General features: G+C 72.2%; 20 protein-coding genes. 9 read left to right on the top strand and 11 right to left on the bottom strand.

Going from position 1 to position 19,494, the window contains the following annotated elements:
• Nucleotides 1-8 precede the first annotated feature (8 nt).
• The 3 genes from HS99_RS00100 to map all read right to left on the bottom strand — a co-directional run bounded on the left by HS99_RS00100 (nt 9) and on the right by map (nt 2,943).
• Nucleotides 9-1,502, bottom strand: coding sequence for an alpha/beta hydrolase (locus HS99_RS00100; RefSeq protein ID WP_030285107.1), 1,494 nt, complete (start codon nt 1,500-1,502; stop codon nt 9-11).
• Between the two features lie 192 nt (nt 1,503-1,694).
• A complete protein-coding gene (locus HS99_RS00095) occupies nt 1,695-2,120 on the bottom strand; it encodes an acyl-CoA thioesterase (protein WP_030285105.1) in 426 nt (141 codons plus the stop codon).
• A 55-nt stretch (nt 2,121-2,175) separates the two neighbouring features.
• A complete protein-coding gene (gene map / locus HS99_RS00090; RefSeq protein ID WP_030550105.1) occupies nt 2,176-2,943 on the bottom strand; it encodes a type I methionyl aminopeptidase in 768 nt (255 codons plus the stop codon).
• 293 nt (nt 2,944-3,236) lie between these two features.
• Here map and HS99_RS00085 point away from each other — a divergent pair, with 293 nt between their 5' ends.
• Nucleotides 3,237-3,506: a helix-turn-helix domain-containing protein gene (locus tag HS99_RS00085; RefSeq protein ID WP_030285102.1), complete on the top strand. Its 270-nt coding sequence runs from the start codon at nt 3,237-3,239 to the stop codon at nt 3,504-3,506.
• A gap of 135 nt (nt 3,507-3,641) precedes the next feature.
• Here HS99_RS00085 and HS99_RS00080 read toward each other — a convergent pair whose 3' ends face one another.
• The 3 genes from HS99_RS00080 to HS99_RS00070 are packed head-to-tail and all read right to left on the bottom strand — an operon-like array spanning nt 3,642 to nt 6,908.
• Nucleotides 3,642-5,039, bottom strand: coding sequence for an ABC transporter substrate-binding protein (locus HS99_RS00080; protein ID WP_030550103.1), 1,398 nt, complete (start codon nt 5,037-5,039; stop codon nt 3,642-3,644).
• A 58-nt stretch (nt 5,040-5,097) separates the two neighbouring features.
• Nucleotides 5,098-6,003 carry a carbohydrate ABC transporter permease gene (locus HS99_RS00075; RefSeq protein ID WP_078867370.1) on the bottom strand — a complete coding sequence of 302 codons (906 nt, stop codon included), beginning with the start codon at nt 6,001-6,003 and terminating at the stop codon, nt 5,098-5,100.
• Nucleotides 6,000-6,908: a carbohydrate ABC transporter permease gene (locus HS99_RS00070; protein WP_030285095.1), complete on the bottom strand. Its 909-nt coding sequence runs from the start codon at nt 6,906-6,908 to the stop codon at nt 6,000-6,002. Before HS99_RS00070 ends, HS99_RS00075 begins: the two co-directional genes overlap by 4 nt.
• A gap of 190 nt (nt 6,909-7,098) precedes the next feature.
• On the opposite strand from HS99_RS00070, the gene HS99_RS00065 reads away from it, so the two are divergent.
• On the top strand, nt 7,099-7,755 hold the full coding sequence (locus tag HS99_RS00065) for a hypothetical protein (RefSeq protein ID WP_030550101.1): 657 nt from the start codon (nt 7,099-7,101) through the stop codon (nt 7,753-7,755).
• Between the two features lie 60 nt (nt 7,756-7,815).
• Here HS99_RS00065 and HS99_RS00060 read toward each other — a convergent pair whose 3' ends face one another.
• The 3 genes from HS99_RS00060 to HS99_RS00050 all read right to left on the bottom strand — a co-directional run bounded on the left by HS99_RS00060 (nt 7,816) and on the right by HS99_RS00050 (nt 10,645).
• Entirely contained in the window at nt 7,816-8,577 is a 762-nt protein-coding gene (locus HS99_RS00060) for an SDR family NAD(P)-dependent oxidoreductase (RefSeq protein ID WP_030285091.1), read from the bottom strand.
• Entirely contained in the window at nt 8,574-9,983 is a 1,410-nt protein-coding gene (locus tag HS99_RS00055) for an MFS transporter (RefSeq protein ID WP_046385762.1), read from the bottom strand. Before HS99_RS00055 ends, HS99_RS00060 begins: the two co-directional genes overlap by 4 nt.
• Nucleotides 9,984-10,066: 83 nt before the next feature.
• Nucleotides 10,067-10,645 carry a TetR/AcrR family transcriptional regulator gene (locus HS99_RS00050; protein WP_030285087.1) on the bottom strand — a complete coding sequence of 193 codons (579 nt, stop codon included), beginning with the start codon at nt 10,643-10,645 and terminating at the stop codon, nt 10,067-10,069.
• A 147-nt stretch (nt 10,646-10,792) separates the two neighbouring features.
• Here HS99_RS00050 and HS99_RS00045 point away from each other — a divergent pair, with 147 nt between their 5' ends.
• A complete protein-coding gene (locus HS99_RS00045; RefSeq protein ID WP_046385763.1) occupies nt 10,793-11,275 on the top strand; it encodes a DoxX family protein in 483 nt (160 codons plus the stop codon).
• A gap of 5 nt (nt 11,276-11,280) precedes the next feature.
• On the opposite strand, the gene HS99_RS00040 is transcribed toward HS99_RS00045, so the two are convergent.
• A complete protein-coding gene (locus HS99_RS00040) occupies nt 11,281-11,577 on the bottom strand; it encodes an MTH1187 family thiamine-binding protein (RefSeq protein ID WP_030285083.1) in 297 nt (98 codons plus the stop codon).
• Between the two features lie 498 nt (nt 11,578-12,075).
• Between HS99_RS00040 and gcl the strand changes: the two genes are divergently transcribed.
• Both gcl and HS99_RS00030 read left to right on the top strand, forming a co-directional pair.
• A complete protein-coding gene (gene gcl, locus HS99_RS00035) occupies nt 12,076-13,857 on the top strand; it encodes a glyoxylate carboligase (protein ID WP_078938596.1) in 1,782 nt (593 codons plus the stop codon).
• A 170-nt stretch (nt 13,858-14,027) separates the two neighbouring features.
• Nucleotides 14,028-14,516: a glutathione peroxidase gene (locus tag HS99_RS00030; RefSeq protein WP_030285078.1), complete on the top strand. Its 489-nt coding sequence runs from the start codon at nt 14,028-14,030 to the stop codon at nt 14,514-14,516.
• A gap of 47 nt (nt 14,517-14,563) precedes the next feature.
• Here the strand turns inward: HS99_RS00030 and HS99_RS00025 are convergent, their stop codons facing one another.
• A complete protein-coding gene (locus tag HS99_RS00025) occupies nt 14,564-15,484 on the bottom strand; it encodes a LysR family transcriptional regulator (RefSeq protein ID WP_030285076.1) in 921 nt (306 codons plus the stop codon).
• 96 nt (nt 15,485-15,580) lie between these two features.
• Between HS99_RS00025 and HS99_RS00020 the strand changes: the two genes are divergently transcribed.
• From HS99_RS00020 to HS99_RS00005, 4 genes are all read left to right on the top strand, one after another.
• The gene (locus tag HS99_RS00020) at nt 15,581-16,285 is read left to right on the top strand and encodes a succinate dehydrogenase cytochrome b subunit (RefSeq protein ID WP_030285074.1); all 705 of its coding nucleotides are present in this window, start codon (nt 15,581-15,583) and stop codon (nt 16,283-16,285) included.
• Nucleotides 16,282-18,225: a fumarate reductase/succinate dehydrogenase flavoprotein subunit gene (locus tag HS99_RS00015; protein WP_030285072.1), complete on the top strand. Its 1,944-nt coding sequence runs from the start codon at nt 16,282-16,284 to the stop codon at nt 18,223-18,225. Before HS99_RS00020 ends, HS99_RS00015 begins: the two co-directional genes overlap by 4 nt.
• A complete protein-coding gene (locus HS99_RS00010) occupies nt 18,222-18,959 on the top strand; it encodes a succinate dehydrogenase/fumarate reductase iron-sulfur subunit (protein WP_030285070.1) in 738 nt (245 codons plus the stop codon). Before HS99_RS00015 ends, HS99_RS00010 begins: the two co-directional genes overlap by 4 nt.
• A 335-nt stretch (nt 18,960-19,294) precedes the next feature.
• Nucleotides 19,295-19,494, top strand: a 200-nt coding sequence (locus HS99_RS00005) for a hypothetical protein (RefSeq protein WP_141763622.1), incomplete at its 3' end; no start/stop codon positions are given.

The raw sequence follows: 19,494 nt of genomic DNA, 5'->3' as shown, positions 1-19,494 counted from the left end.
GCCCGGGATCAGCCCGCAGGGCAGAACACGTCCTCGCTCGGGCGGCGGCCCGTCACCAGGAAGTCCGTCACCGCCGCGTCGCCGCAGGCGTTCCCGTTCGCCAGGTAGACGTCGTGGCCGCCGGAGTCCACGGTGACCATCCGGGCCCGGTCGCCGAAGGCGGCACGCAGCTTGAGCGCGCCCCCGTACGGGGTGGCCGGGTCGCGCAGGTTCTGCGCCAGCAGGACGTTCGCCGGGCCCCGGTCGGTCACCCGCACCGGCGGCTCGGCGGCCTTGAACGGCCAGAAGGCGCACGGCATCGCGTTCACCGGCATGCCCGCGGTGAGCGGACGGGCGGCGCGGTCGGCGGCGACGTCCTTGACGTAGCCGGCCGGGTCGGCGGGCCAGCTGACGTCGTTGCAGAGGGTGCCGACGGAGACGGCGGTGGTGTTCTGCACCGCCTGCTCAGGGGGCAGGACCGGGGCCGGCAGTGGCCGGCGGCCGAGACCGGCCAGCATCAGCCGGGCCAGATCGGGGAACTTGGCGTCGGCGTAGAGGCTGGTGAGCATGGTCTCCCGCAGCACGTTGCCGTTCAGCTCGGCCGGGTTGGCGCCCGGCCAGGGCAGCGGTGCCCGGTCCAGCCGGTCGGCGAGGTCGAGGAAGAGCGGACGCACCTGCTCCGGCGTGTCCGCGACCCGGTCCGGATTGCCCGGCGCGGAGGCCCACTTGGCGAAGTCGGGGAAGCGGTCCTCCGCCCCCTGGCCGAAGGCGGCCAGCCAGCCGCGGCCGACCCGCGAGGGGTCCGGATCGTCGTTGCTGTCCAGCACGATCCGGTCGGTGTGCCCGGGGAACATGGTGGCGTAGACGGCTCCCGCGTAGGTGCCGTAGGAGGTGCCCCAGGCGGAGAGCTTGCGCTCGCCGAGGGCCTGGCGGATCCGGTCGATGTCGCGGGCCTCGTTGGCGGTGGAGATGCTGCGCAGCACCGGGCCGCCGTTGCGGGCGCAGGTTTCGGCGATCCGGCGTTCGGTGGCGAGGTTCGCGTCGATCGAGCCGTCCGCGGCGGGCCAGGGCCGCAGCTTGACCATCGCCAGGTCCGGGGTGTCCAGGCCGCAGCTGACCGGGGTGGAGCGGCCGACACCGCGCGGGTCGAAGCCGACCAGGTCGAAGCGGTCCAGAACGGACTGCGGGAGACGCTTGACGGCGCTCGCGGGGATGCCGAGTCCGGAGCCGCCGGGCCCGCCGGGAACGGTCAGCAGCACGCCGCGGCGCAGGCCGGGCTTGGCGGTGGCGATCCGGGAGACGGCGAGCGTGATCTGTTGGCCGCCCGGGTCGTGGTAGTCCAGCGGGACGGTGACGGTGGCGCACTGCTGACGGGGGTCGGCCTGGCCCTGGCAGGCGGACCAGTCGAGGTGGTCCCGGCCGGGGAGCCCCTGGTCCGCCGCGGCGGGCAGGGCGGTGAGCACGGAGACGGCGAGGGCGGCGGCCACGGTGGCCGCGGCGGTACGACGGATGGTGTTCGACATGCACAGGAGTCTGCTGTGACAGTGGACCTGGGACCATGCGGGCAGCTGCCCGGCCGGGGGTGGGGTAATCCCCCCGGCGGGCCGTTCGACGTGACGTGCGCGCCGCGGGCACGCACGGGGGCACGCATGGCGGCGGGCACGCGCGGGGCAGGCACGCAGGTGACGGGCACACGCGGCGGGCCCGTGGAGGCGTCAGAGGCCGAGCAGCGCCGGGTCCGAGGCGAGGGCGCGCAGCGGCTCGCGCGGGTCGGCGACCAGCCGGCGCGCCGCCAGGTCGAGGATGCCGCCCACCCCGGTGATCTCCGCGGCCGGCACGCCGTCCTCGCGGGTCAACCGCTGCACCACCTGGAAGGTCTTGCCCTCCCGCCAGCCGAACGCGCAGCTGATCTCCACCGTGTCCCCGGCGCGCAGCTCCCGCAGGTACTTCACCGTGGTCTCCAGCACCACCGGGCCGACGCCCTCGGCGAGCAGGTCGGCCTGGCGGATCCCGGCCGCCTGGAGGTACTCCCAGCGGGCGTGCTCGGCGTACTGCAGGTAGACGGCCTGGTTGAGGTGGCCCTGGGTGTCGGTCTCGTAGCCGCGCACGGTGACCCGCGTGGTGAAGTCCTGATCGGTCATGCCCCGCACGGTACTCCGGCCGGACGGGGGGCACGCCGTGGCGTCCGTCACCCCGCTACGGCAGCGTGAGGATCTGCGGGCCGTCCTCGGTGACGGCGACGGTGTGCTCGACGTGGGCGGCGCGGGTGCCGTCGGTGGTGCGCAGGGTCCAGCCGTCGGGGTCGGTGTCGTACTCGTCGCGGCCGCCGGCCGTCAGCATCGGCTCGATGGCCAGCACCAGTCCCGGGCGCAGCGGGTAACCCCGGCCCGGGCGGCCCTCGTTGGGGACGTGCGGGTCCTCGTGCATCCGGCGGCCGATGCCGTGGCCGCCGAAGCCGTCGAGCAGCCCGTAGCGCCCGGCGCGGGCGGACCTGCCGATGGCGTGGGCGATGTCACCGATCCGGTTGCCGACCACGGCCGCGGCGATCCCGGCCTCCAGCGAGCGCCGGGCGGCGGCGATCAGTTCGTCGTCCTCGGGGCGGGCGGCGCCGACGGTGAAGCTGACGGCGGAGTCGCCGCACCAGCCGTCCAGCACGGCGCCGCAGTCGATGCTCACCAGGTCGCCGTCGCGCAGCCGGTAGCCGTTCGGGATGCCGTGCACCACCGCGTCGTTGACGGAGGCGCAGATGACGGCCGGGAAGGGCACGGGCGCGAAGGACGGCCGGTAGCCGAGGAACGGCGAGCTCGCCCCGGCGGCGGTGAGGACGCCGCGCGCCACCTCGTCCAGCTCCAGCAGGCTGACGCCCACGGCGGCCTCCCGCTGCACGGCCGCCAGCGCGTTGGCGACGACCCTCCCGGCCTCGCGCATCGCGGCGAGGGCGGTGTCCGACTTGAGTTCGACCATGGTGAATCACTCCCCTGGAACCAATTCTTATACCGGTATTTGTATCACGGTCGAGGGTCGACGAACTCCACCCGGTGGTCCGACCCCCGGGCAGCGAGTACCGGTCGTGCTACGGCATGGGGCCCGAGGTCTTCGGCTCCTGCACCCAGACGCGGGGGGCGACCAGCGTTGTGCCCTGCCTGGCCCTCAACACCGACCGACCGGGCGGCCCCGTGCCGCTCCCCAACCGGCCCGCGGCCTACGAGGTGCCGTGGTCGCACCAGGCATGTCAGGCACGCCGTAGACTCGACGGCATGGTGAGGACTCCGCTGACCCCGTGGGAGCGCGAGCGTGGGGAGCGCTTCGGGGCGCTGCTGCGCGAGGCGCGTGGTGAGCGCAGCATGGTCGAGGTGGCGGCGGTGGCCGGCGTCTCGGCGGAGACGCTGCGGAAGATCGAGACGGGCCGGGCGCCGACGCCGTCGTTCTTCACCATCGCCGCGTTGGCCTTCGCGCTGGACCTTTCGCTGGACGAGCTGGCGGGCGCGTGCGTGCTGCCCGAGGACGGCGAGGCGCTCTCGGCCTGATCGGGCCCGACGGCGTTACGACGCAACGGCGCGGCGGCGTTACGGCGCGGCGGCGTTACGGCGCGAGGGGGGTGACGGCGACGGCCCGCCGGACGCGCGGTGCACGGGGCGGGCCGTCGTACGGGACGGGCAGGGTCAGCCGACCGAGCTGTTGTAGCTCTCGATCGCGGGCTGGAGAGCCTTGGCCGCGTCGGAGAGGGCCTGCTGGGCGGTCTTGCTGCCGGCGATGGTCTGCTCGATCGCCGTCTCCACGCCCTTGCGGGCCTGCGGCATCACGCCGAGCAGGCAACCGGCGGTGGCCGGGGTGGGCTTGGTGGCCTTCAGCTGGTCGATGGCCGTCTGGAACTGCGGGTACTTGGCCACCCACTCCTTGTCCGCGGGGTCGTCCAGGGACTTCTTGTTGACCGGGAAGTAACCGGTGCCGGTGTGCCACGCGGCCTGCTGCTCGGGGCCGGTCAGGAACTTCTCGAACTCCCAGGCGGCGCGCTTCTCGGCGTCCGAGTGGCCGGGGCCGCTGATCCACAGCGATGCGCCGCCGATCGCCGGGCCGCCCTGGTCGGCGGCGGTGACCTTGGGGAACGGGGCGGTGCCGACCCCGAACTTGGCGGCCTCGGTGTAGCCGCGCAGCACGCCGGTGGACTCCAGGTGCATCGCGACCGTGCCGGACTTGAAGGCGGCCTGGGCGTCGTCGGTGACCCGGCCGGTGTTGGCCGCGTAGCCGCCCTTGACCAGGTCCGCCCACCACTGGACGATCTGTGCGCCCTGGGCGGAGTCGAACACGACCTTGCCCGCCTTGTCGCTGCGCCCGTTGTCGTTGTCGCAGTACATGGTGCCGGACTCGGCGATCAGCTCCTCGACGAACCAGCCGTAGACGGCGGCGCCGAAGCCGTAGCGGACGGTCTTGCCGTCGGCGTCCTTCTTGGTGAGCTTCTTCGCCAGGTCCGCCAGCTCGTTGAGGTCCTTGGGCGGCTGGGCCGGGTCGAGGCCGGCCTCCTTGAAGGCGTCCGTGTTCAGGTAGAGCAGCGGCATCGAGGAGTTGAACGGCATCGAGACCAGCTTGCCGTTGGCCGAGTAGTAGTTGCGGATGTTGGGGTCGAGGTCGTCCAGCGAGTAGCCGTCCTCGTCGGCGAAGGCCTGGGCGGGGACGGTCTGCCTGGAGTCGATCATGAACCGGGTGCCGATGTCGTAGACCTGCACCAGGGCGGGGGTGCCCTTCTGCTGCACCGCGGCCTTGTACTTGGTGACCAGCTCGTCGTACTTGCCCTGGAACTGCGCCTTCACCTCGATCCTGCCCTGGTGGGCCGCGTTGAACTGGCTGACCAGCCCGTTCAGCACGTCGGCGTTCTTGCCGGTCATCGAGTGCCAGAACTCGACGGTGGTCACGCCGGAGGCCTGGTCCAGTGCCTGGGCCCCGGGGGCGTCGGCGGAGCCGCCCGAGCCGGCACCGGAGCCGGAGTCGCCGGAGGAGCCGCAGGCGGTCAGGGACAGGCCCGCCACCAGCAGGGCCGCGAGCGCGCGCGCACTCTTCTTCACGAGGGGTTCTCTTTCTTCCGAGGACGGGAGACGGGCGTGAACGGGACGGCGGAGCGGCTCAGCGGACGGCGCCCGCGGTGAGGCCGCGGACGATGAACCGCTGGCCGAAGACCACCAGGGCGAGGGTGGGCAGCAGGGAGAGCACGACGCCGGCCAGGATCAGCCCGGGGTCGGCCATCTCCGAGTCGCGCAGCGAGGTGAGGCCGATCTGCAGGGTCTGCATGTCGGCCGTACGGGTGATGATCAGCGGCCAGAAGTACTGGTTCCAGGCCGACAGGAAGACGTAGATCGACAGCGCGGCCAGGGCCGGCTTGTTCAGCGGGACGACGATCCGCCACAGGAACCGCCAGTGGCCCGCCCCGTCGATCCGCGCCGCGTCGCGCAGTTCGCCGGGCAGCTGCCGGAAGGCCTGGCGCAGCATGAAGGTGCCGAAGCCGGAGGCCAGGAACGGCAGGACCAGGCCGAAGTAGGTGTTGCCGAATCCCCAGTCCGACAGCGTCAGGTAGTTGGGGATGATGATGGCCTCCCAGGGGACCATCAGGGTGGCCAGGAACACCCCGAAGACCACGGCCCTCGCCTTCAGCGGCAGGAAGACGAAGGCGTACGCGGCCAGGATCGAGGTGAACAGCTGGGCGACGGTGATCGCGGTGGCCGTGATCGCCGAGTTGGCGTACTGCCGGAACAGCGGGATGGTGTCCACGGCGCCGGAGAAGTTCCGGCCGGTGACCGAGTGCGGCACCAACGCCGGTGGGTAGGAGGAGAGTTCGGACGGGCCCATGAAGGCGCCGGCGATCGCGTAGTACACCGGGAAGGCCACGGTGACCAGGGCGACGGCCAGCAGCAGGTGGACGGCGGCGCGGCCCAGCAGGTCGCGCGGGGAGCGCCCGGCGAGCAGCCGGGGGCGGGGGCGGGGTGCGTCGGCCTTCTGCGCTTCGGCCTCGGATTCGGTGGCAAGAGTGCTCATGCGTAGTGCACCTTCCGCTCCAGGACGCCGAACTGGACGGCCGTGCAGGCGAGGACGACCACCAGCAGCACCACGGCCTGGGCGCTGGCCGTGCCGAAGTCGCTGGAGTTGTAGGCGAAGGCCTTCTCGTAGACCGAGTAGACGAGGGTCCGGGTGGAGCCGTCCGGCCCGCCCTTGGTGAGGATGTGGATCTGGCCGAAACTCTGCAGTGCGTGGACGGTGGAGACCACCGTCAGGAAGAACAGGTTCGGACCGAGCATCGGGACGGTGATCGAGCGGGACAGCCGCAGACCGGAGGCGCCGTCGATGCGGGCCGCCTCGACGATCTCGCCGGGGATCGAGGCGATGCCCGCCGAGAGCACCAGCACGTTGTAGCCGAGGTTCATCCACACCGTGGTCAGGGCCACCGACACCAGGGCGTAGCGGGAGTCGGTGAGCCACCCGACCGGGCCGAGGCCGACGTGCGAGAGCAGGCCGTTGAGCACCCCGCTGGCGGGGTTGAAGAACACCGCGAAGACCACCGAGGCGCTGGCCACCGAGAAGGCGAAGGGCAGCGCGAAGGCGGAGCGCAGCAGCCGTACGCCCCGGATCCGGTTCTCCAGCAGCAGCACCAGCACCAGCGCGCCGAGCACCCCCGGCACCACGGTGAGCAGGGTGAACAGCCCTGTGGTGACCAGCGTCCGGCCGAAGTCGGCCGAGGAGAGCAGGTCGGTGTAGTGCTTCGCCCCGACGTAGCGGGAGGGCGCGCCGAAGAGGTCGTTGGCGTGCCCGCTCAGGTAGATCGTCCGCCCCAGCGGGTAGCCGATGAACAGGGCGAAGACCACCAGGGAGGGCAGCAGGAAGGCCCAGGCGAGCCCGTGCTCGCCCCAGCGGCTCCTGCGTGCGGTGTGCGGTGCGGTCGGCATCTGGCGCGCGTCCGCCTTTCGTGTGTCGGTTCCGGCCGAAACCGTGTCCTGCCCGAACGACGGCGCGGGAACCCCGTAGTGATCGACCGGTGTCCTCGGGATTACGCGTTCGCGTCAGATTCGGCCGGTCGTGCGCCGACCAGGATTCGGGGCCCCGGGCGATGTCAGCGGGACCTCGTACCGTGCACGGGTGAACGACACGGATTTCGACATAGGCGCCGCGATGGCCGAAACCCTGCGCGGCGGCCGGGGGGACGCCTGGGCCCTCGTCCGGGGCTTCGCCGCGTACTGGGGCGAGCCGCTGACACCCGAGGACGGCTTCACCGACGCCGATCTGGACGCGGCCGAGCAGCGGCTCGGGCTGCGACTGCCGGTGGCGCTGCGGGAGACGTACCGGCTGTTCGGGCGCCGGGCCGACCTCACCAGCTCCCAGGACGTGCTGCTGACGCCGGACGAACTCCACCTGCTGGACGGCGCGCTGGTGTACCGCACGGAGAACCAGGGCTGCGCCCACTGGGGCGTGCTGCTGGACGACCTGGCGCAGGAGGACCCGCCGACGGTGGCCCGGCCGGACCTCGCGGACAAGTCGCAGGAGCGCTGGGAGCCCTGGGAGGAGCGCTTCTCGACGGCGGCGGCGGTGATGGCGATGAGCGAGAAGCTGCTGGAGGACGACGAGTTCGGTGTCTTCTACGAGGCCGGCGACGAAGTCCCGGACGGCCTGGTGGAGCTGCCGGCCCTCGGCCGCGACTTCCGGTGGTTCGCGGGGCCGGACGTGCTGGTGCTGCTGGTCGAGGAGTCCTTGATGGTTGCCCGGGCCCGTACCGAGGACGCCCTGGACGCGCTGTAGTACCGCAAAGTGGCCTCAACCATCCTGGCACACCGGGAGGTTGAGGCCACAGCGGATCACTCAGGCGGTGACGCCGCCGTCCAGCACCAGGTCCGCGCCGACGGTGTAGCCCGCCTCCGGCGAGGCCAGGTACAGCACGGCTGCGGCGATCTCCGCGATCGCGCCGGAACGGCCGACCGGCACCTCGGACTTCATCCGGTCGCTCTTGTCCGCGTCGCTCTCGCCGGGCCGGGACGACATCGGGGTGTCCACCGGTCCCGGACTGACGGTGTTGATCCGCACGCCCTCACCGATGTGGTCGCGGGCGGCGGCGCGGGTGAGCGCGGTGACCGCGGCCTTGCTGACGGCGTAGGCGCCGACGCCCTCCAGTCGCCGGTGGACGCCCAGGTTGGACGAGACGTTGACGATCGCGCCGCCGCCATGCGCCCGCATGTGGCCGATCTGGTGCTTCATCGCCAGCAGGGTACCGGTCACGTTGATCTCGACGACCCGCCGGAACTCGTCCTCGTCGATCTCGGCGACCGGGCCCGCCGCGCCGAACACCCCGGCGTTGTTGACGGCGACGTCCAGTCCGCCGAACCGCTCGACGGTCTCCCGGACCAGCCGGGCCGCGTCGGCACTGTTCGTCACGTCGCCGGTCAGCGCGACGGCCTTGCCACCGGCCGCCTCGATCAGCGCGACGGTCTCGGCCAACGGGCCGGCGCCGCGCCCGGCGACCGCGACCCGGGCTCCCTCCCGGGCGAAGGCGAGCGCGATGCCCCGCCCGATGCCGCTGCCGCCGCCGGTGACCAGGACGGACTTGTCGGCGAAACGCGTGCTCATGAGCTGAACTCCTTGATTCGAGTGGTGTGTTCAGGGGTGGTGGTCGGGTTGGTCCGGGGCAGGGCGCCGACCGCGACCGCGGTCAGTGCCAGGCCCGCGGCGGCGGCCGCGAAGGCCGTGGCATAGCCGCCGACGGTGGTCGGCCGGGTGGCGGCGAGCGCCATCAGGGCGGCCAGTCCGGCGGTGGGGCCGAGCTCCATGGCGGTGTTGAGGACGCCCGCGGCCAGGCCGGTCCGTTCGGGTGCCACGCCGCCGGTGGCCAGGACGGCCGCTCCGGCGAAGGAGGCGGCGGCTCCGGCGGGCAGCAGGAGCAGTCCGGGCAGCAGCCCGGTGGGGTAGGAGCCGGCGGGGTCGAGCCCGGCCAGCAGGGCGAGTCCGACGCCTTCCAGCGCGAGGCCGGCGGCCGTGACCGGCACCGGCCCGAACCGGGCGGTCAGCGGGCCGGCCAGGCGGCCGGAGAGCAGCAGGGCGGCCGCGTACGGCAGGAAGGCGGCGGAGGTCTCGGCCGCGCTCCAGCCGCGCAGTTGCTGGAGGTAGAGCGAGAGCAGGACGAAGGCCAGAGCGGTGCCGGCGGAGGTCGCCATCACGGCGACCAGCGCGGTGGCCCTGGTCCGGTCCGCGAGGAAGCCGGGCGGCAGCAGCGGGTCGGCGGTGCGGCGTTCGGCGGCGGCGAAGGCGAGCAGCAGGAGCAGTCCGGCGCCCAGCGGCGCGAGCACCTCGGCGGTCCGCCAGCCGTGGTCGGTGGACGCCACCAAGGCGTAACTCGCCGCGCAGAGACCGGCGGTGGCGAGGGCCGCGCCGCGCAGGTCGAGCGCCGGACGGCGGCCGGACGGGGCGGGGGCAGCGGCGGGCAGCGAGCCGGAGCGGCCGAGGCCGGCCAGGGCGACCAGGACGGGCACCGCGAACAGCCAGCGCCACGACACCGCGGCGGCGACCGCGCCCGACACCACGCTGCCGGTCGTCGCGCCGATCACCGAGAGGCCGCCCCAGGTGGCCATCGCCCTTCGGTAGTCGGCGGGTCGGGGGTACAGTCGGCGGACCACCGCGACCGCGGCCGGGGCGGCGAGCGCCGCACCGGCGCCCTGGACGAAGCGGCCGGCCAGCAGGACGGGGTAGCCGGGCGCGAGGGCGCAGGCCACCGAGGCAGCGGCGAGCAGCGCCAGGCCCCACCGCAGCATCGGGCGGCCGCCGTGACGGTCCGTCAGTCGTCCGCCGAGCAGCAGCAGCGCGGCGAAGGAGAGCCCGTACGCGGCGCTGAGCAGCAGCACCTCGGACGGGCCGAGCCCGAGCTCCCGGGCGACCAGGGGAAGTGGCACGGTGAGGATCATGATGGCGAAGATCAGCACGGCCTGGACGACACCGAGCAGTGCGAAACTCGCCCGGGCCGGAGGCACGGCGATGCTCATGGAACTCCCCCCAATGTCAAACTTTTAAGACCGTTCGGTCCAGAATAAGGACAGCAGACGGCTCCGGCCGGGCCGGCCGGAGCTCAGTCCAGCAGTGTCAGCGCCTGCTCGGCGGCATCCCGCACCCGGGGCCCGCCCTCGGCGGTCTTGCCCACCACCCGGATTCCCTGCAGCAGCACCACCAGCATCCGGGCCAGTGCCCGCGGCTCCCGCACGGCGGGCAGTTCGCCCTGGGCCTCGGCACGCAGCAGGGCTGCGGTCAGCGCCGTCTCCAGGTGGTCGTAGCTGACCTCCACCCGGCGGGCCGCCGCCTCGTCGTGCGGGGCGAGTTCGACGGCGGTGTTGGTGATGAAGCAGCCGCGCTTGCGGTCGTCGTCCCCCATGCCCGCGTACCGGCGCACCAGGGCGCGGACGGCCGGGAGCACCGGGCCGGGCTGGGACAGCTCGGCCAGCAGGCCCGGGTCGTGCTGCTCGTTGTAGCGCTCCAGGGCGCGCAGGTAGAGCTCGTGCTTGCTGCCGAAGGTGGCATAGATGCTGGCCCGGGCAATGCCGAGACCCTCGACCAGGTCGGCCATCGAGGTGGCCTCGTAGCCGCGGCGCCAGAACAGTTCGAGGGCTGCCTGGAGCGCCGCGTCGGGATCGAATTCCTTCGTTCGCGCCATGGTGTGAACGCTAGCCTTTCGAGACCGACCGGTCAAGAAAGGATGGCGACCGGTCCCGACCGCTATCTGACGGAGCATTGCCAAGTGGACTAGACCAAGGCTACCCTTACCGCCCCGCCCCTCCTCCCTCACAGGAGGTTCCCCGGTATGCCCGCACGCATCCACGCAACCCCCGCACAGGCCGTCGAGGCCGCCCGTCCCATCGTGCTGACGGCCTTTCGGGTCGTCGTCGGCCTGCTCTTCGCCTGCCACGGCGTCGCCTCGGTCTTCGGCGTCCTCGGCGGCACCAAGGGCGGCGGCAGCCTCCCGCTCGGCCAGTGGCCGGGCTGGTGGGCCGCCCTGATCCAACTGGTCGGCGGCGCCCTGGTGCTCCTCGGGGTCGGCACCAGGTACGCCGCCCTGCTGTGCTCCGGCTCGATGGCCTACGCCTACTTCACCGTCCACCAGGAGCACGCGCTGCTGCCGCTGCAGAACGGGGGCGAACCCTCGGTGATGTTCTGCTGGGCCTTCCTGGCCATCGCGGTCCTCGGCTCCGGACCCTACTCGCTGGACCGGCTGCTGAGGACCCGTCAGCCACAGGCGGCGCCCGACCCGGTCGAGGCGACCGCCGCACAGTCCACCACTGGCTGAGGCCCTCAGCCGTTCGCGAGGTGCCGCTCGACCGAGGCGACCTTGGCGGTGAGGCCGTCGGTGACCCCGGCCCGGTCGTCGATCTTGATGACCGTGCTCACCCGGTTGCTGTGCGCCTTCACCGCCTCGATCGCCGCCCTGATCACCGGCATCACCTCGTCCCATTCCCCCTCGATGCTGGTGAACATCGCGTCCGTGCGGTTCGGCAGCCCGCTGGCCCGGACCACCCGGACGGCCGCCGCCACCGCCTCCCCCACGTCCTCGCCGATCCCCAGCGGGGTCACCGAAAAAGCTGCGATCACGGTTCTGCGCTCCTTGTCACCCGACGGCACTGGTCGCGGCCCGGACCACTCCGGGCCGCGACCAGGTTAGGGTCCGCGCCGAGGATCGCGGCGCACGCCGTTGAGTACACGTACTCATGCGGCGGCCGGACGGCACCGGGCAGGTGCGATCCAGGTGCGCTGCGGTCGGGTCTTCCTGGACGGGCCCTCCGACGGTGTCCCCGCCCCGCCCGCCGGGCCGACCTCGGGCACCGTCGCTCCACGGGCACTGCGCGGCGAATGCGCTTTCCGGCCCGGCGGCTCCGCTCCCCCGGGTGCACCGGCGCGAACGCGGTTCCGGTGTGCGGGTCCGGCCACGCAGCGCACTATCCGGCCTTCCACATTCTGTTGAAGTGCCCCTTGACTCCTCACTGGACCCGACCCTACCGTGCTTTCCACATACAGAAACCGCTCTTCCGTATGGTGGAAATCAGGAGATGAGCCCTCCGACCCACTGCGGGCCGACGCAGGAGAGAACCGATGCCCCGTATGACAGCCGCCCGCGCGGCCGTGGAGATCCTCAAGCTCGAAGGTGTCGACGTCGCCTTCGGCGTGCCGGGCGCCGCGATCAACCCCTTCTACGCCGCCCTCAAGGCCTCCGGCGGAATCAGGCACACCCTGGCCCGGCACGTCGAGGGGGCTTCCCACATGGCCGAGGGCTACACCCGCGCCAAGGCCGGCAACATCGGCGTGTGCATCGGCACCTCGGGCCCGGCCGGCACGGACATGATCACCGGCCTGTACTCGGCGATCGCCGACTCCATCCCGATCCTGTGCATCACCGGCCAGGCCCCGGTCGCCCGCCTCCACAAGGAGGACTTCCAGGCCGTCGACATCGCCTCGATCGCCAAGCCGGTCACCAAGGCCGCCACCACCGTCCTGGAGGCCGCGCAGGTCCCCGGCGTGTTCCAGCAGGCCTTCCACCTGATGCGCTCGGGCCGTCCCGGCCCGGTCCTGATCGACCTGCCGATCGACGTCCAGCTGACCGAGATCGACTTCGACCCGGAGGCCTACCAGCCACTGCCGGTCTACAAGCCGACCGCCAACCGGATCCAGATCGAGAAGGCCGTCGCGCTGCTCCAGGAGTCGGAGCGCCCGCTGATCGTGGCGGGCGGCGGCGTCATCAACGCCGACGCCTCCGAACTCCTGCTGGAGTTCGCCGAGCTGACCGGCGTCCCGGTGATCCCGACCCTGATGGGCTGGGGCATCGTCCCGGACGACCACGAGCTGAACGCCGGCATGGTCGGCCTGCAGACCTCGCACCGCTACGGCAACGAGAACTTCCTCGCCTCCGACTTCGTCCTCGGCATCGGCAACCGCTGGGCCAACCGCCACACCGGCGGGCTGGACGTCTACACGGCGGGCCGCAAGTTCGTCCACGTGGACGTCGAGCCGACCCAGATCGGCAAGATCTTCGCCCCCGAGCTGGGCATCGCCTCCGACGCCAAGGCCGCCCTGGAGCTGTTCGTCCAGGTCGCCCGGGAGCTCACGGCGGCGGGCACCCTCAAGGACCGCAGCGAGTGGGCCGCCTCCACCCAGGCGCGCAAGGCGCAGCTCCAGCGCCGCACCCACTTCGACAACGTGCCGCTCAAGCCGCAGCGCGTGTACGAGGAGATGAACAGGGCCTTCGGCCCGGAGACCCGGTACGTCACCACCATCGGCCTGTCGCAGATCGCGGGCGCGCAGATGCTGCACGTCTACAAGCCGCGGCACTGGATCAACTGCGGCCAGGCCGGCCCGCTGGGCTGGACCATCCCGGCCGCGCTGGGCGTCGCCACCGCCGACCCGGAGGGCCAGATCGTCGCCCTCTCCGGCGACTACGACTTCCAGTTCATGATCGAGGAGCTGGCGGTCGGCGCCCAGCACCGGATCCCGTACGTCCACGTGCTGGTCAACAACTCCTACCTGGGCCTGATCCGCCAGGCGCAGCGCAACTTCGACATCGACTTCCAGGTCAAGCTGGAGTTCGAGAACATCAACGCGCCGGAGCTGGGCGTCTACGGCGTGGACCACGTCAGGGTCGCCGAGGGCCTGGGCTGCAAGGCGATCCGGGTCACCGAGCCCGAGGGCCTGCTGCCGGCCTTCGAGGAGGCCAAGAAGCTGGCCGCCGAGTTCCGCGTCCCGGTCGTGGTCGAGGCGATCCTGGAGCGGGTCACCAACATCTCGATGGCCGCCGCCGACATCGACAAGGTCAACGAGTGGGAGGAGCTGGCCACCCTCCCCGAGCACGCGCCGACCGCCGTCAAGCCGCTGGCCGTCTGAGCCGGCCGAGGAGTGGGGGCGTGCGAGCCGCTCCGTACGCCCCCGCGCCCGCGGCACACCGGCGGCACCGGACGGAACACCGGCGGGCCCGGCGCGGTTGAGCCGCCCGGGGCCGCTACCGTGTGCCCGGGCGAGACCCGCTGCCCAACCTGCCGAAAGGACCCACCACCGTGAGCCTGTACGACATTCCGCTGCGCACCCTGGCGGGCGAGGCCACCTCGCTGGCCGAGCACAAGGGCAAGGCGCTGCTGATCGTCAACGTCGCCTCCAAGTGCGGCCTGACCCCGCAGTACACCGGCCTGGAGAACCTCCAGAAGCGCTACGCCGGGCGGGGGTTCACCGTGCTGGGCTTCCCCTGCAACCAGTTCGCCGGGCAGGAGCCGGGCAGCGCCGAGGAGATCCAGAGCTTCTGCTCGACCACCTACGGGGTGACCTTCCCGCTGTTCGAGAAGATCGACGTCAACGGTGACGACCGGCACCCGCTGTACCAGCAGCTGACCGAGGTCGCCGACGCCGAGGGCCAGGCCGGGGACGTCAGCTGGAACTTCGAGAAGTTCCTGATCTCCCCGGACGGCACCGTCGCCGCGCGCCTGCGTCCGCGCGTCGAGCCGGAGTCGGCCGAGGCGATCGCCGCGATCGAGGCCGTACTGCCGGCCTGACACCCGCCGGTCAGCGCTGGGGGCCGCCTTCGGGCGGCCCTCCGCCGCTACAGCAACAGCCGGGTTCCGGGCGGGAGTTCACCCTCACGGGCGGCGTCGCGCAGATGCGCCAGCAGGGTGTCGTGCAGCGCCTCGGCGGCGCGGGTGAGCGGCACCTCGTGGCCGTGCGCGACCGCGATGGTGCGGCCCAGACCGGGCCCGGCGAACGGGGTGACGGACAGGCCCGAGCGGGCCGCCACCATGCCCGGCACCACCGCCGGCCCGAGCCCGGCCCGCACGAAGCCCAGCACCGCGTCCATCTCGCCGCCCTCGACGGCGAACTCGGGCTCGAAGCCGGCCGCCCGGCAGGCCGCCAGCGCCGCCTCGCGCACGTCGTAGCCCTCCCGGAACATCACCAGCGGCCGCCCCCTCAGCTCCGCCACCCGCACCGGGCGCCGGGCGGGCCCGGCGGCCGAGACCAGCACCAGTTCCTCGTGCAGCAGTTCGGTGACGGCGAGGGCGGGCGCGGCCTCCCCGCTGGGCGGGGTGATGACCAGCGCGAGGTCCAGCTCGCCCGCCGCCAGCCAGCGCACCAGGTCCCGCGAGCCGCCCTCGCGCACGCCAAGCGCGACACCCGGGTAGTGGTCCCGGAACACCCGCAGCACGTCCGGCACCAGGCTGGTGCACAGACTCGGCGGCGCGCCCAGCCGGACCCGGCCGCGGCGCAGCTGCACCGTCTCCTGGACGGCCAGACGGGCGCTCTCGGTGTCCGCGAGGATGCGCCGGGCCAGCGGCAGCAGGGCGTCCCCGGCGTCGGTCAGGGCGATGTTGCCCCGGGTGCGGTGGAACAGTTCGGCCCCCAACTCCCTTTCCAGCGACCGGATCTGCTGGGAGAGCGAGGGCTGGGCGACGTGCTCGGTCTCGGCCGCCCGGGTGAAGTGCCGGGTCTCGGCGACGGCCAGGAAGTAGCGGAGTTGCTGGAGCTGCACACGACCAGGCTACGCCGCGTCGATAGGCTCCAGCTATCGTCACCAGCCGCAGCATGTCTTGGACGCACCCTTGCCGCCCTCCCTACCGTTGCTGCCATGACAACCGCGACTCGGACGGCCCGGCATCCGTCCACCCTGGCGACCCTGTGGCGGTCGACCGTCGGCAAGAAGGCGGTCATGGCCGTCACCGGACTGGTCATGCTGCTGTACCTGGTCGCGCACATGCTGGGGAACCTCAAGGTGTTCTTCGGCCCCGACGACATCAACGGCTACGCCGCCTGGCTGCGCACCATCGGCCAGCCGTTCCTTGGCCACGAGTGGTTCCTGTGGATCGCCCGCCTCGCCCTGCTGGCCTCCGTCGTCCTGCACGGGGTGTCCGCGTACCAGCTCAGCCGCCGGGACCTCGCCGCCCGCCCGAGCAAGTACGTGCACCAGCGCCGCCGCGCCAGCTACGCGACCCGGACCATGCGCTGGGGCGGGGTGATCCTGGGCCTGTTCGTCGTCTGGCACATCCTCGACCTCACCACGCTCACCGTGAACCCGGTCGCCGAGCACGGCCACGTCTACCAGAACATCGTGGGCACCTTCGGCCGCTGGTACAGCGACGTGATCTACATCGTCGCGATGCTGGCCCTGGGCTTCCACATCCGGCACGGCTTCTGGAGCGCCGCGCAGACCCTCGGCGCCAACAACGCCCGCCGCGACCGGGCGCTGAAGCTGACCGCCAACGGGCTGGCGCTGCTGCTGACGGCCGGCTTCCTGTCCGTCCCCGTCGCCGTGATGACCGGAGTGGTGAAGTGAGCTACCAGGACTACACCCTCGGCGAGCCGATCGCCGACACCAAGGCCCCCGCCGGGCCGATCGAACAGCGGTGGGACCAGCGCCGGTTCGACGCCAAGCTGGTCAACCCGGCCAACCGGCGCAAGCACACCGTGATCGTGGTCGGCACCGGCCTGGCCGGCGGCGCGGCCGGCGCCACCCTCGCCGAACAGGGCTACCACGTCGTCCAGTTCTGCTTCCAGGACTCCCCGCGGCGCGCCCACTCGATCGCCGCCCAGGGCGGCATCAACGCGGCCAAGAACTACCGCAACGACGGTGACTCGATCCGCCGGCTGTTCTACGACACCGTCAAGGGCGGCGACTTCCGCGCCCGCGAGTCCAACGTGCACCGGCTCGCCCAGGTGTCGGTGGAGATCATCGACCAGTGCGTCGCCCAGGGCGTGCCCTTCGCCCGCGAGTACGGCGGTCTGCTGGACACCCGCTCGTTCGGCGGCGTTCAGGTCTCCCGCACCTTCTACGCCCGCGGCCAGACCGGCCAGCAGCTGCTGCTCGGCGCCTACCAGGCGCTCTCCCGGCAGATCGCCGCCGGGAACGTGGAGATCCACCCGCGCACCGAGATGCTCGACCTGCTGGTGGTCGACGGCCGGGCCCGCGGCATCGTCGCCCGCGACCTGGTCACCGGGAGGATCACCAGCTACACGGCGGACGCCGTCGTCCTCGCCACCGGCGGCTACGGCAACGTCTTCTACCTCTCCACCAACGCCAAGAACTCCAACGCCACCGCGATCTGGCGGGCCCACCGGCGCGGCGCCTACTTCGCCAACCCGTGCTTCACCCAGATCCACCCCACCTGCATCCCGCGCTCCGGCGAGCACCAGTCCAAGCTCACCCTGATGAGCGAGTCGCTGCGCAACGACGGCCGGATCTGGGTGCCCAAGGCCCAGGGCGACACCCGCCCGCCCGCGCAGATCCCCGAGGAGGAGCGCGACTACTATCTGGAGCGGATCTACCCGTCCTTCGGCAACCTGGTGCCCCGCGACATCGCCTCCCGGGCCGCCAAGAACGTCTGCGACGAGGGCCGCGGCGTCGGCCCCGGCGGCCAGGGCGTGTACCTGGACTTCGCCGACGCGATCCGCCGGATGGGCCGGGACGCGGTCGAGGCCAAGTACGGCAACCTCTTCGAGATGTACGAACGGATCACCGCCGAGGACCCGTACCAGGTGCCGATGCGGATCTACCCGGCGATCCACTACACGATGGGCGGCCTCTGGGTCGACTACGACCTGCAGACCAGCGTCCCCGGCCTGTTCGCGATCGGCGAGGCCAACTTCTCCGACCACGGCGCCAACCGGCTGGGCGCCAGCGCCCTGATGCAGGGCCTCGCCGACGGATACTTCGTGCTGCCGCCCACCATCAACGACTACCTGGCCCGCAACCCGGTCGACGCGGTGCCCGCCGACCACCCGGTGCTCACCGAGGTCGAGGCCGAGGTCGAGGACCGGCTCAACCTGATCCTCTCCGTCGACGGCGACCGCACCCCGGACTCCTTCCACCGCGAACTCGGCGAACTGCTGTGGGACGAGTGCGGGATGGCCCGCGACGAGGCCGGGCTCAAGCGGGCGCTGGAGCGGATCCCGCAGCTGCGCGAGGAGTTCTGGCGCCGGATCAAGGTGCCCGGCACCGGACAGGAGCTCAACCAGTCGCTGGAGAAGGCCAACCGGCTGGTCGACTACTTCGAACTGGCCGAACTCATGTGCCTGGACGCGCTGCACCGCGCCGAGTCCTGCGGCGGCCACTTCCGCACCGAGAGCCAGACCCCCGACGGCGAGGCCGCCCGGCGGGACGAGGAGTTCTCCTACGCCGCCGCCTGGGAGTTCACCGCCACCGGCGAGCCCCCCGTCCTCCACCGCGAGGACCTCGAGTTCGAGCACGTCCACCCCACCCAGCGGAGTTACGCATGAACCTCACCCTGCGCATCTGGCGCCAGGCGGGCCCGGACGCGCCCGGCTCGATGACCACCTACCAGGTCAGCGGCATCAGCCCGGACATGTCCTTCCTGGAGATGCTGGACACCCTCAACGAGGAGCTGATCACCCGCGGCGACCAGCCCGTCGCGTTCGACCACGACTGCCGGGAGGGCATCTGCGGCGCCTGCGGCATGGTCATCAACGGCCAGGCGCACGGGCCCGAACGCACCACCACCTGCCAGCTGCACATGCGGCACTTCCGCGACGGCGACACCATCGACGTCGAACCGTGGCGGGCTGCCGCCTTCCCGGTGGTCAAGGACCTGGTGGTGGACCGATCGGCCTTCGACCGGATCATCGGCTCCGGCGGCTACATCACCGCCCCGACCGGCAGCGCCCCCGAGGCGCACGCCACGCCCGTCCCCAAGGAGGCCGCGGACACCGCCTTCGAGCACGCCGAGTGCATCGGCTGCGGCGCCTGCGTGGCCGCCTGTCCGAACGGCTCGGCGATGCTGTTCACCTCCGCCAAGGTGGTGCACCTCAACGTGCTGCCGCAGGGCGCGCCCGAACGTGCCGCCCGGGTGCGGAACATGGTCTCGGCGATGGACGCCGAGGGCTTCGGCGGCTGCACCAACACCGGCGAGTGCGCCACCGCCTGCCCCAAGGGCATCCCGCTGCCCAGCATCGCGGCGATGAACCGGGAGTTCCTGCGGGCCGCCCGCGGCTGAGACTCCCCCTGATCGGTCGGCCCCTCGCTCTGGTGCTCAGGCGAGGGGCCGACACTGTTCCACGGGGCGTGCGACGGCAGTTCGCGCTCCCCGAACGGGTGGTGGATGGCCGCGAGCGGTGCTTCCCGACGGAGAATCGCGCTACGGTGGTGCTCCGCTACGGAAGGACGGCATATGCCCGAGGTTCAGTCCTGCTCCGGCTGCGGCGGGTCCGGGGGGACCCAGAAGACCGAGGCAACAGTCGAGCTGGACGAGGAAGGGAGCATAGTGCCCAGGGTTCACGACTACTGGTCGCCCTGCGGTCGGTGCCACGGATCCGGGACGGTGATCGTCGGATGAGACTGGTCTTCGAGTGCGTCGAGTGCGGTGGGCACTACCTGCCGCCCGAGGGCATGGTGTATCCGGACGGGCCGGCCTCGCCGGTCTGGTGCTCGCGCTGCCAGACGTCCAAGCGCACGGCGGGCCTGAGGGAGGACCCGGTGCTCGCCCGCGTCGCCCTGGCCGCCGCCCGGGCCGCCCTGGCCCGGCGCGCCGC

Source organism: Kitasatospora aureofaciens (genome assembly GCF_001188955.3).
In the GTDB taxonomy this organism is placed as follows: domain Bacteria; phylum Actinomycetota; class Actinomycetes; order Streptomycetales; family Streptomycetaceae; genus Kitasatospora; species Kitasatospora aureofaciens.
Note: the sequence above shows the minus strand (reverse complement) of the source record. Positions and strands in the feature narration are given on the sequence as shown.